Annotated in this window: 4 protein-coding genes; 2 read left to right on the top strand and 2 right to left on the bottom strand. The window is 70.7% G+C overall.

Annotation, left to right across the window (positions count from 1 at the left end):
- Positions 1-20 precede the first annotated feature (20 nt).
- A complete protein-coding gene (locus IH54_RS0116570) occupies positions 21-491 on the top strand; it encodes a hypothetical protein (protein ID WP_159011884.1) in 471 nt (156 codons plus the stop codon).
- A gap of 364 nt (positions 492-855) precedes the next feature.
- On the opposite strand, the gene IH54_RS0116565 is transcribed toward IH54_RS0116570, so the two are convergent.
- Together IH54_RS0116565 and IH54_RS0116560 are read right to left on the bottom strand one after the other, a co-directional pair.
- Positions 856-9,519 (bottom strand): SpvB/TcaC N-terminal domain-containing protein, encoded by an 8,664-nt coding sequence (locus IH54_RS0116565; protein WP_052397526.1) that lies wholly within the window; start codon positions 9,517-9,519, stop codon positions 856-858.
- A 363-nt stretch (positions 9,520-9,882) separates the two neighbouring features.
- The gene (locus IH54_RS0116560; protein ID WP_159011882.1) at positions 9,883-10,251 is read right to left on the bottom strand and encodes a hypothetical protein; all 369 of its coding nucleotides are present in this window, start codon (positions 10,249-10,251) and stop codon (positions 9,883-9,885) included.
- A 1,353-nt stretch (positions 10,252-11,604) separates the two neighbouring features.
- On the opposite strand from IH54_RS0116560, the gene IH54_RS0116555 reads away from it, so the two are divergent.
- Positions 11,605-12,966: a hypothetical protein gene (locus IH54_RS0116555; protein ID WP_031517459.1), complete on the top strand. Its 1,362-nt coding sequence runs from the start codon at positions 11,605-11,607 to the stop codon at positions 12,964-12,966.
- Positions 12,967-13,170 lie beyond the last annotated feature (204 nt).

Below are 13,170 nucleotides of genomic sequence, written 5' to 3'. Positions count from 1 at the left end.
AGTGGGAAGAGAGTGATCCGGTGAAGCGTGTCCCCCGTGTGCGGGTCGCCTGTGTGCTGGCCGTGGGCGCCGTCCTCCTGGCGGCCTGCTCCGACTCGGGCTCGTCGGCGAGGATCGACGGTGACGGGCTGGCCGGCACCTGGACGTCGGGGAAGGGGGCCGCGCTGACGATCGAGAAGACCCCGCAGTCCTTCTCCGCCACCGGACTGAAGGTCGACGCGTCCGCCTATCCCGACTGCACGGGCGAACTGGACGACGGGGGCTGGGAGTTCTACGACGAGCACGGCCTGACGTCGCCGGCCGCGGGCTCGGGCACGCAGCTGGCGCTGGCCTTCCCCGCCGGCCGGGGACGGCAGAGCAGCGCATGCTCGGTCGACGTCGACGTCCGCAAGAAGTCGGGCAAGCTCATGCTGTGCATCAGCGACTACGCGGACTCGGCGTGCGACTCGGGCATCTACTTCACCAAGCAGGGCGGCGCCCCGGCGAAGTGACGGCGGCCTACGAGCGGTGGCGGACGTCCGCCTGGCCGAGCACACCCTGTTCGTCCGCTGGCCGCTGTCGGCCGTCAACAACAACGAGCTGCACCTCGGCCCGCCCAAAACACGCGCCAGCCGCAACTGGATCGCCCACTCCCCCGCGTGCCAGCCGCCTTCCGCCGGCAAGCCGCCGTCCACCGGCGCCTCCAGCCCGCCGGCACCCCGCTGGGCGGACCGGTCTTCGCCGGCTACGACGGAGCGCCCCTGCGACCCCTTGACCCCCCAGCCCGGGACAGCGGCCCGTTCCGGGAAACGGTGGAGCCGCTCGCACCTGCCCCGGCGGGCAGGTGCGAGCGGCTCATCGCGCACATGACGTGCCCTACGGTGCGACCAGGGCCCAACCCGATCGCGCCATGGTGGCGGCCGCCCCGAAGGAGACCGGGTCGTCGACGACTCCTCCGCCGCCGGTCGCCACGTCCTCGGCGAGGGTGCCGACGACGAGCAGGCCGGCGCCGAGCACGAGCGCGGCTCCACCCGCCCACCTCGCTGCCGTTTGCCAGCCCGAGCGCTGCTGTGCGGGTGCGGCTGCGGGGACCGGGACCGGGACCGTCTGCGGGGCACGCTGGGTGGCGGAGTAGGTGATGACTCCCTTCCCTGGGTACTTGGTCGACGACTCGACCTGGAGCGTGGTGTTGGGCTGGGTCGCGGACGGAGCCTGCATCGGAAGGATGTCGAACCCGGCCGTGACCTGGCGCATGTCGCCCTGGGCCCTGAGTTGCGCCGTGATGCCCTTGACGTACCACTCCACGTCGCCGGGACCGGCGGCTTCGGCCCCACCGCCCTTGTTCTTGGCGTCCCAGACGTAGACCGTGCTGTCCGTCCACAGCAGCAGATCGGCCCTGCCGCCGGTCGCGATCACCCTGTTCCGCGGATCGCCGCCGCCCTTGACGGACTGGAGGTCCATGGTCACCTGCCATTTGCCGCCGGGCGACGCCGCCCCCAGCGCCTGGAGCTGGGCCGCGGCCATCACGATCGCCTGGTCGTGGTGGACCGTGTACTTCTCCTGCAGGTGCCGGCCCAGGTTGAAGGGCTCGCCCGGGTCGCGGCCGTCGTCGTCGGTGTAGCGGAGCGGGTTCTGGTAGCCGTAGGCGTACAGCTCCAGGTTCGACGGCTGGTGGACGCCTTCGTTGGACCCGCCGCTCAGGTACTCGGGCAGCGCCGGGTCGGTGGACTCCCACATGCCGCCGCGCGGGTCGTAGTAGCGGGCGCCGTGGTAGGTGTAGCCGGTCTCCGGGTCGAGTTCCTTGCCGGTGAAGCCGTACGGGTCCTTCTCACCGGGGTGTTCGTCGACCCAGACCTCTCCCGACGGGAAGTAGTCGAGATGCTCGGCGAGCCGGCCGGAGGCGTCCGTGCCGAAGTTCACCGACCCCAACTGGTCGCCGTGGAAGAAGAACTGGTCCTTCTCGTAGGCGTTGCCCGGCTTCGAGGTCTGGGTGGCGACGCGGACGCCGCCCACGATCACCTGTTTGAACTCGGTCTCGTTGCGGGCCGTGTAGAACTGGTTCGGGTAGAGCGTGGTCTGGGCGCCGTCCTTGATGATCCGGGTGCCCTGGTCGTCGTAGGTGAAGCGGACCGACGGGGGCTTGCCGGGCTGGTTGCAGGAGGACGGATCCTGCGGCAGGTCCTTGTTCTTGGCCGTGTCGCTGACGCAGGCGAGGCGGTTCTCCTCGTCCCATATCTGCTGGCGGCGCGGGTTGCCGGGCGCGGACGACACGCTGTCGGTCAGGTTGCCGTCGGCGTCGTAGGTGAGGGTCTGCACCCCGATGACGGACGGGGCGTGCGGGCGGGCGGCGCTGTAGGTGTAGGCCTGGTCGTACGTCGTGCCCTTCTGGACCTGCTCGTGGCCGCCGCCCACCACGATGCCCTCGTGCTGGTCCTTTTCGGTGATGTTGCCGATCGTGTCGTACGACGTGGAGTAGGTGTAGTTGTCCGTCTTGTTCGCCATGTACTGGAACGAGCCGCTGGCGCCGGTCAGCCGATTCAGGTTGTCGTAGGTGTAGGTCTGCTCCGTGGGGCCGCCCAGCTTGGGCGTCTCGGAGGGGAGTTGGGTGTCGTTCTGCTGGCCGGTGAGGTTGCCGTTGGCGTCGTAGCGGTAGCTGACGTTCTGGAAGGAGGACCCGGTCGGCAGGGTCGACGTGAGGGTGGCCATGCGGCGGTCCTCGGCGCCGTAGGTGAAGTTGGTGCGGGTGCCGTTGCCGAGTTCGAGTGCCGCGCGGTCGCCGAACTTGTCGTACGTGACCGACCGGACGTAGGGGTAGTCGAAACCGTTCTTGGTGCCGCTCGCGGCACTGACCTGGCCGCCGCTGTCGTAGCTGTAGGCCAGCCGTTCCCCGTCGGGGTAGGTCAGGGACAGCATGCGGTTGAAGCTGTCGTAGCTGTAGGCGGTGGTGAAGGCGCGCACCTGCTGACCGGGGCCCGGGAGGGTGCGGGTCTCCTCGGTGACCTCGCCGAGCGGACCGTACTTCCGTGTCACCTCGCCGCCGGCGTCCTCGATCCTGGTGACCCGCCCGGCAGCGTTGTCCGCAGCGCCCGGGGCGCCGTAGGAGTAGCGGACGTCGTTGTCGGTGAAGACCGGATGGTTGATCGCGGTGACCCGGTCGAAGTCGTAGGTGTAGGTGATGGCCTGGTTCCTGGCGGCCAGGTCGGCGGTCTGCTGCCGGATCATGTTGCCGGCCGGGTCGTATCCGGTGACGGTGCGCCCGGTGTCCGGCGCGTCGACGACGGTGCGGCGGCCCATGTTGTCGTACTCGGAGGTGGTGATGTTCCCCTGGTCGTCGGTGACCTTGACGAGCTCGCCGAGCGGGTCGTAGGCGTAGCTGGTCCAGATCCGCGCGTCGCCGGCCTTGGCGCCGGGTTCGAGGATGGCGGTCTGCTCTTGCCGCACGTCGCTGTAGGCGGTGGTGGGGTTGCCCTTGGCGTCGGTGGTCACGGTCTCGAACTGCACCTGGCCCGCGCGGTCCTCGCCGAAGCCGTACGCCACCGACGTGGATGTCCCGTCGGGCAGCCCGGTGTGCAGCGTGCGGTCGAGCACGTCGTAGGTGTGGGTGGTGGGACGTACGGTGTCGAATGCGGTGTTGAAGACGGTGTCCGCGTCACCCTTGGGCTCGGTGACGGGGTAGTACTGCTCGACCGTGCGGCCCAGCGCGTCGAAGACGACACGGCCGGAGACGGTCATCACGTCCTTGCCGTCGACGGTGGCGTCCTTCTTCGTCTGGACGACGCGGCCCACTGCGTCGGTGAAGGTGACGGTGTCGATCGTGTCGTCCTTCACCGCCCCCGTGGCGTCCCGGTCCAGGTGGCGGGTGACCGCGTACGGGACGGGCGCCTCCGGGTGGTAGTCGAAGGCGATCGTGGGCCGTCCGGCGTCCTGGTCGTGCGGGCCGGTCGTAGCGATGAGGCGGCCCTGCGCGTCGTACTGGGACGTGGTCTTCTGGCCGTTGATGTCCGTGGACTCGGTCTGCAGGCCGAAGCGCAGGTCGTAGTCGGCGGTGGAGCGGTAGCCGAAACTGTCCTCGATCGACGTGGCGTTGGTGCCGGTCGGCTCGTCGTACGTGTAGGTGCGCCGGTAGCGCTGGCCCCTCTCGTTCTCGGCCGAGGTGATCGACTTGAGGGTGCCCGTCGGGTTGTACGCGAGGTCGGTGACGGATTGGCCGCCGCCCTCCAGGTACGCGGTGTACCGGGTGACGTCGCCCGTAGCGCAGTCGACCTCGGCGTCGCGCGAGCGCATCAGCTTGCCGCCACCGCGGACCTCCACCGTCCGGCCGACGCCCACGATGTAGCTGTCGGTGCAGTCGGTGTAGGCGGTCCTCGTCTCGACGTCGTCGGCGGCGCCGGGTTCGCCGTAGTCGATCTTGCGCACCAGGTTGCCGAGGTCGTCGTAGCTCATCTGGGTGGACGTGGTCTTGCGCGGGGTGTCGCCGCCCTGGCCGTCGTACCAGCGGGCCTCGGTGCGCTCGAGCCGCGGGAAGACCGAGCCGGTGAACACCGGCTGCAGGACGTAGGTGTTGAGGGTTTCGGTGAAGAGGGCGCCCTTGGCGTCGGTGACCGCTTCGCGCGTGAGCAGGCCCCGGGCGGCGTGACTGCGGGTGTCGTAGTCGCGCACGGTGTTCCGGTACGGCGAGCCGTCAGCGTTCAGTTGGGTGCTGGTGACCGTGCCGTAGCCGAGGAACTCGCGCTCCAGGCGGTCGTACTTGCCGTTCTTGTAGGAGAACGAGTACGCCTGGGTGTCGGGCCCGTCGCCGGGCAGGTTGTCGTGGACCTGGGTGCCGGTGAGCAGCCACCGGGAGCCGGGCTGGTCGTAGGTGTTGCCGTCGCGCGTGTAGCTCAGGTCGATGCGCGAACCCATCGGCCGCGTCACGTCCTTGAGCAGGTTGGTGCGGCCGGTGCGGTTGACGGCGACGACCAGCTCGTTGTCCTTGCCGGAGGCGAGGTGGTCGGCGAGTCCGTCACCGTCGATGTCGCGGATCATCTGCTCGGCGCGCGAGGCGCCCGTGGACAGGTTGACGCCCGGGTTGATGATCAGGCAGCCGACGACGAAGCAGATGGGGACGGTGACGTAGACGCCGCCGCCGAGCTGGGCGTTGGAGTCGGCGTTGATCCCGTCCAGGGACCCGTTGAAGGGGACGGGCTCGGCGAAGCCCGAGCCGGTGTTGAGCGCGACCCGCACCGGGTTGCCGGCGAACACGCGGTCGACGCGGCCGTCACCGTTGAGGTCCGCGAGGGAGCTCTTCGTGGAGGACGACTGCTGCTGGAAGGAGGCGCCGCCGCCGAAGCCGTAGAAGTCGGTGTTGAAGCCGATGTTCAGGCCGGCGCTGGAGCCCTCGCCCTCGTTGATCTTCCCGCCGGGCCAGGGTTCGGGCGCGGCGAAGCGGTAGCCGAGGTTGAGGGCGACGCGGCCGTCCTCGTACGCCCGGTCGGGCAGGCTGTCGCCGTTGATGTCGATCAGGTCGTAGGAGGCGTCGGCGCGGTTGGCGCCGAGGTCGCCTCCGATGCCGAGCGGGGGCATGTCGTTGCCGGCGGAGGAGGTGTCGGCGGTTCCCCAGCCGGGCGGGGCGGCCTGACCGCGTCCGGTGGCGATGGTGCGGGCGGCGCTTCCCGCGCTGGCGTTGCCGCTCCGGGTGCTGGAGGAGCGCACCGCCCCGTCGGGGACGGAGCCGTGGGTGGCGCCGAGGACGCCGGTCGGGTCGGTGTATTGGATGCCGCCCGCGCCGACGACATCGGGGAAACCGTCGCCGTTCATGTCGAGGTAGTCGAGATCACCGCGCGCGGTGCCCGTGGCGATGCTGCCGCCGAGGCTGCCGATGCCGCCGCCGACCGAACCGGTCAGCGAGATCTGGGTCGAGTGGGACATGCGGGGCACGGCTTGCCCCGACGCAAGGGACTCGGTGGTGGGGAGGCCGATAGTCTGGCCGGCGAACCGCGAGCTGGAGGCCGAGGAGGGCGTCACCCAGGTGTACTCCCCGGAGCCCCAGCGGCCGTGCTCGGTGTCCGGGGCGAAGGGCACCGCGGTGGGCGGGGCGATCGTCGGGTCGTTCTCGAAGGCGTCGCGGTCCCGAGCCGGGTCCACGTCGGAGGGCAGGCTCTCCTTGAGCTTCTCCTCGGTGAGGTCCTCCTGCTTGATCGGCTGGGTGGCGCGGTCGCGGTTGCCGTTGTAGCCGGCGTACGACCAGCCGCGGTACAGCCGCCCGAAGACTCCTTCGGCGGTGGGGGCGTGCACGGTGGCGGGCACGGGCGGGGCGCCGCCCACCGAGACGTCGGCGCTCCGGATCTTCGCGCCGAGTTCGGGCGTGGCCGCGGTGATGTCGGCGTACAGGGCTTCGCCGGCCGGGGCCGTCACCTCGACGGAGGGCGTGTCGCCGATGTCGAAGGCCTGCTTGGCCAGCAGCGCCCCCTGCTTCTTGACGGTGAGCACCAGCCGGCCCGTGGTGTTCTCGGCCGCCGCCACAGACGCGGTGACGGTGAAGGTGCCGCCCGGGGAAGTGACGGGCTGCTGGACGCCTCCCGGCCCGGAGGGCACGTAGGTGTCGATGTCGTAGGGGGGCCGGAACTGGAGCGGCTGGGCGTCGTCGCTCGCGGTCACGCCCGCGGCCTCGGTGTACTTCGCGAGCGGCGCCCACCCCAGATCGGTGACGTCGATCGGTGAGTCGGAGTGGATCCGCCACTGGAGCTTCTGGCCCTTGGTGACGTGGATCGTGGCGTCGGTCGGGAAGGTGCCGGTCTCGGCGGCACCGACGGTCTTCTCGACCACCGGGGTGCCGGCCTGGAGGATCTGGACGGTGACGTCGTCGGTGGTCGCGGCGCTCTTCGTCACGTCACCGGTCAGCTCGAGGGTGCCGTCGACCGGGACGTCGACGCTGCCGGCGCGGCCGGCGAGGGTGAAGTCCTCCGAGGCGGTGTAGGACTGCAGCGGCAGGCCGTTGGCATCGTTGGCCTCGAAGCCGGTGTAGGTGACGGTCGGGTCCCAGGCGACGTTGTCGCCGGCGCCGTCGAAGACGGAGCCCACCCGGAAGTAGAGGCGGTCGCCGCGCTTGACCTGGATGGCGTCGACGCCGTGGGGGGTGTACGCGGTGTCGTCGCCCGCCTGGATGGTCTGGGACCACAGCTCGGTGCCCTCGTGCTGCACGGCGACACGTACGCCGTCGGGCTGGGAGAACTCCGGCTGCTGCCCGTCGGTCTTCTGGAGCGCGACGGTGCCGGTGACGCTGACGGTGCCGTCGTACGGCGCCGTCCACCGGCGCAGCGTGTCCACCAGCGGGGAGGAGTCGATGCGCCACTCGCGATCGGCTCCGTAGTCCGGCAGCAGCCGGCCCGCGTCGACCTGACCGGTGCCGATCGGCACCGGGGTCTGCGAGGCGGGGCCGTACTCGACGGTGCCGTCGGCGTCGACGCGGCCGAAGCGCACGGACGAACCGTCGACAAGGTCCACGACGCCGTCGTCGTTGACGTCGCTGAAGTAGCGCCGGGTGCTGGACACGGTGTCGACGTAGTCGAGCTGCGCCGCAGCACCCGCGTAGGCTTCGACGCCGACGGTGAGGGAGTCGGCGGACTCGCTGAGGATGCCCGGCAGGTTGCGCAGCGGGGTGGTGGTGGGGGAGAACCTCGGCTCGCCTCCCGGCCGGGAGAGGTTCTTGCGGAAGACGAAGCCGTCGCCGTGCTTGAACACCTTGTCCGGCAGGCCGTCGCCGTCCACGTCGACCAGGGAGATGAGCCCCTCGTCACCGGAGTTGCTGTAGCCGGCTTTGACGCCGACGGAGCCGTCCTTGGAGGGCTTGGCGCCGTAGCCGACGTACAGGTGGCCGCCCACGCTGGTGGAGGTGTTGCCGTTCAGGGCGCCCGCCTCACCGGCCCCCGGCTTCACGCTGTCGACCGCGCTGTTGCGGACGTTGTCGTCCGGCGAGGTCCAGTCGACCTTGGCGAACGCGTCGTAGGCGCCCTTGGCGTCGCGGATGTCGTCGAAGTAGTCGAACTGGTGGCGGGTGAACTCCTTGCCGTCCGCGCCGGACTGGGCGATGGACTTCAGCAGCGTCTTGTCGAACGCGCCGGTGGTGTAGGTGAGGTCGTAGGAGCGGACGGGCTTGTCCTGGAAACGGACCTCGATCCGCCGCAGCAGGTCGGCGGTCACCCGCTTGAACCCGCCGCGGGCGTCGATCGACACGTCGGGCCGCCGCGCCTCGCCCAGGTCCCGGTCGCGGACGAACGTCACCGTGTAGGGCCCGTCGGTGTCCCCGTGCCCGGTGTACGCGATCTTCTGGACGTACAGGTCGCGGCCGGCGACGGTGCCGCCCGCCACACCCGTGTCCTGGACCAGGGCGTAGCTGTAGTGCACGGTGTTGCCGTGCGGGTCGATGACCTCGCGCAGGGCCCAGGAGAAGATGTCGCCGCTGTCGTCGGCGAGGGTGGCGCCCTCGCCACCGTAGAGGTAGCGCACACCGGACTTGTCGGTGACCTCCCAGCCGTAGGTGGACGGCGAGGTCCCGGTGCGCACGATGCGCTGGAAGGCGCCCTCGACCCGGGCGTGGAAGACCTTGTCACCGGTGCTCCGCGGGCCGGGCGTCCCGCTGTGGGCCGTGGGCGTCAGCTGGTCGCTGCCCATGAGGTACGTCTCGGTCTCGCGGGCCGCGTCGTAGCGCGGCACGCCCCAGCGGGTCTCGACGGAGATCGACGGGATGGACAGGTCCCAGCCGGTGCCGAGCCAGCTCTCGGCGCCTGACGAGGTGTACTCCACCGACAGCGACGGCGCCAGGCCGGCCCGCCCGTCAGGGAGTTCGATCGGGTACGAGAGCCGGGCGTCGCCCTGGTCGTTGGCGGTCGGGGCCGCCATCTGGTTCACTCCGGTGACCGGGGAGGCGGCCTGGATGTCGTTCATCTGGTTGGGGTCCGAGGAGACCTGCTCGGGGGCCTCGGGGGCGGTGACCACGGCGTTCACCATGTCGGTGAAGTGGCCGGTGCGCGAGACGACGACCTGCTTGTCCTGGTCGACGCCGATCCGCTCCAGCGCCCGCCAGCAGGAGCCGGCCTCGTCGAAGTAGTAGGTACGGACGTCGTCCGGGGTGTGCCCGGCGCTCTTCAGTGCGGCGGCGTCGTACGGCAGGGAGACGGTGATGTCCGTCTCGAAGGTGTGCGGGGTGGGGGTGAAGCGGTAGCCTTCCGGCCCCTTGGTGACGTTGTCCATGCCGGCGCCGAGCCCCGGCAGGGAGGTCGCGTCGAGCGGCTCGATGCCGACCTCGGTGGGTTCGGACACCGCCTGGGGGGCGAGCGTCACCTCGGCGCCGTCACTCGCGACGCGCTTGGTCACCCCGGTGTCCGGGGAGACCCACGTCGTCGACGACGGCTGCGCGGCCGGTTCCTCGGCCTTGGCCGCGGTCCCGGGCACACAGCCACCGAGAGCCGACCCGACTGCGGCGACCGGCTCGGTGCGCGGCGAGCCGTTGAGCCCGGTGCCCGGGACCAGCGAGACCGACAGCGCGAGTGCCGTCAGCAGCACCGGCCCCCGGCTGCGGGCCCATGGAACCCCTCGAAGTCTGTCCACCCAGCGATGTGTCCGTAACCCACCCAGCATCGGACTCTCCCCCCACCCTTCACGCGGCAATTGGCCCGAGCCGCAACGGCTCGAAAACAGCCACATCCTTCCCGTAGCGTCGCGCACAGGACAGTCACAATTCGGCCAGTGCGTAAAGGAATTGTGAAGTTTCTCGACTCACTCGTTCGAGTGGTTTGATGAAGCCGCACGAGGGAAAAACCTACGGCCGCAGGCGTGGATGCCCTCGCCGGAGGCGATGTGGTGCGGCGCCGCTGCGCGCGACGGCTCGAATGGTGTCGGCTTCGCGGAAGACCGCCTCGTCGCGGTTCATTGACGTGTGGGCTGCGGTAGCGCAGAGCTTCCTCGACCCACGCCAGTGCGTTCCCGTACAGCAGCGGCACGATGCTGCCCGACCGCGTCGCGCATGCAGCCGAACAGTGTCCGGGACGCGTCATCGGCATCGGCGACGCCGCGCGCGGTCTTCTTGGGGTGGATCGCCTGGAATATCCGGGGCGGCAGCGCGGCCGGCTTCGCGACGTCCTCGTCCGGGATGCCGAAGACGACCGCCGCGGCGGTCTGTGTGAAGGGCGGCGAGTACCGCTCGTGCAGGTCCGCCGCGCCGTCGGCGGGGATGGCGGCCGCCGGCCCGTCGGCCAGGCGTTCCGCCGTAGCTCGCAAGCCGTCGCCGGCCGTCACGAGCAGCCCCCGGTCGAACGCCGCCCCTCCGACGCGCCGCAACCGGGTGTGGTCCGGCGGACTGAAGGGCGCGCTTCCGTGCCGGTTCCCCAGGGCCGCGGCCCGGGCCGGTGGGTGGTCGGTGACCGGTTCACACCCGGGACATGGCCCTGGAGGGCCCCGGACGCCGAGAAAGGCGTCCGCGCCCTGCACCCTTGCGTCCTTGTGAACCCCGGGCCGCGCCCTGCCGCGCGCCCGGCGTTTCCGTCAGAGAACCCGGGCGCGCGTACGATACGCGGCCCTCGACGACTACTTCGCCGCTGCCGCCCCGGACGAACCCCGGCAGCTGTCTCCGGGGGCTTGTTTCCGCGGTGACGGCGCCGCTGTCCTGGACGGGTGGCTGGGCCCTTCGCGCCGAGGGTCGACTCCGGCCCGGCCCCGGACGGAGTGCGGCGAAAGAGGAAATGAGTACCTCAAATGCAAAGGGGTCTTCCATGGATTCCTCCGTGACGTGACCGGGCGTCGCCGACTGTAGTCGACGTCGGTGTGCCCGGCCACTGCGACGGCCGTGCCATTGGTCCTATCGGATGGGGTGCGATGCAGCACGTGCACATTTTTTCCACGGGCCAGTAGTTGTCCCCTGTCGCTCCGGGGCGGTGAAATCATCTGCGGGTTGTCCCCAGTGGGTCGTGCGCGCGATTCCCGTCGCCGACACGTCGCACCAAACGGGCTCGGGGCCAGTGGGCTACCCCCGTTCCCGTACCGGTCAGCCGACCCCCGGCGGCGGCCGCGCGGGTCCAGGCGGAGGCCCCTCGCTCCCCGTCCCATCGGTTGTGTGGTGCGGTGCCGGAGGCTGCGGCGACTCACAAGTACACAACCTTTCGACGTGTTCACACCTTTTCTTTGCTCGCCTGTGTTCCACGAGGAGTGCGGCGGCTTTGATGGAAGGGTGCGCGGCGCGCCGAGGGACTTATACGCAGGGAAAGGGATGGTGGGCATGGCCCGATTCCCACCGCCCCCGGTGGGTGATCTACCGGAGGATGCCGTCCGGGCCGTCGGCGCGTTTCCCGTCCTGGTGTCCCGCGAGACGGGGTGCGAATACGAGTGGGTGCAGCACCTGCCGCAGGCCCGGCACGCCGGGGTCGGCGCGCGGGAAATGGCGTGGATCGCCCACCGCGGCGCAGCAATCCCCCCGGGCGCCGCCCGAGGCCGGGGCGCACGGACTGGCCATCGCCGTCGGCCCGGGCGTCACCGTCACCGCGTGCCAGGTCACGTGGCCGTAGCGGCGTCCGGCGCCTCTCGGCGACGGCATCACCGGCCCCGCACCTGCCGTGCACTCCGCGTCCATCGCTCGCACCCTTCGGGGGAAACACCGTGCCGAAACCTCGCAACGACAAACTGCGGGCCCTGTTGTCCGAAGCGGAACTGAGCGGCACCGCCCTGGCCCACAGGGTCAACCGGCTCGCGGCGGCGCAGGGCCATACCACCCGTTACGACCGGACGTCCGTCGCACACTGGGTCGCCGGGTCACAGCCCCGGCGTGACATCGCGGAATTGGTGGCGCAAGTGCTCACCGCACGCTGTCGTCGACTCGTCACCGCGGAGGACACCGGCCTGAGCGCCGAGCCGCCCGGCCCGGGCCGGATCCTGCAGGAGCGTGATCCAGTGACCCGGTTACTGGGCATCTGCCGGATGGAGGCCGACGCCGTGCGCCGCGTGGAGATCCACCAGGCGCCCTACCGCCTCGTCCCCGTACCGTCGCCTCGGCCGGCCGGCGCTCCTCGCGCCTCCTACCGGACCGGCTGGAACGGACTCCCCCCGCAGCGAGCCGAGCGTGCGTCAGGGGACGTCATCCAGACCGTCGCAGATCTCTCCGCACAGTACGGAGGTGCGCACGCCCGTACGATGCTGGCGGCGTACGTCGCCGACGACATCGGCCCCCTGCTGACCGGACTCGTCACCAGCCCTGGGGAACACCGGGCCGCCCTGCGGCGCGCGAGCCAGGCGGCCTGCTTGCTGGGACGCATGAGCGCGGATTGCCGTTACGAGGGCCTGGCCCAGCAGTACTACAGCTGCTCCGCCGATCTCGCCGAGACGGCCGGCGACCAGGAAACGCGGGTGATAGCCCTGCGCCACATGGCCGTACAGGCCATGGCCCTGGGACACAACGAGCAGGCCGAGCTGCGTATCCGCAACGCAATGCAGAACGCCGACGGGCTCGGCTCGGGCGCCGTCCGCAGCTTTCTTTCCAGTGGTCAGGCCGTCATCAACGCGAATGCGGGACGCAGCGAGGACGCGCTCTCCGATCTGCGGCTGGCGCAGGAACAGCACGAGCGGATGAAGGGCCCTCCAGGTCTTTTCACCAGCTACTCCCGAGCTGCCCTCCTCTACCAGCAGGGCCGCGTACTACTCACGCTCGGTTACCCCGCGGACGCGGCGAAGGCGTTGGAACGCTCCCTGGACAGCCGCCCCCGCGGGCAGGTCCGCGCTCGCGCCCTGACCCACGCCCAACTCGCCGATGCCCTCCTGGGACTCGGCCACGTCGACGCGGCCTGCCGCCACTGGCACGGCTTCCTGCGCCTCCACCCGCTCGTCCGCTCACCGCTGACCCTTCAGACCTTGACCGGCCTGCGGACCGCCTTCGGGCCGTACCGGAGCATTCCCAAGGTGGCGCGGCTGATGGAGTCCTCGAACAGCGAAGTCCAGTGCCCGGGAGGCGGCGACCACGGCGTCTGACAGCCGCAGGAAGACCACCGACCCGCCCACGAGCCGGCGGAGGCGGCCCGATGCCGCGGTGTGCTGCACGGCGTCGCCGTCCCGGCCGCCGGGCAGATCACGTGCCCACGCCCCCGAGCCGGCACGAACCGGCCCGTGCCACCACGGCGCTCCGTGTCCGGGCTCCCTCCACCTCCTGTCCACCCGTACCCAGTGAGAGGCAAA

The organism is Streptomyces sp. NRRL F-5123 (assembly GCF_000721495.1).
GTDB lineage: Bacteria > Actinomycetota > Actinomycetes > Streptomycetales > Streptomycetaceae > Actinacidiphila.
This window is presented reverse-complemented; position numbering and strand designations above follow the sequence as displayed.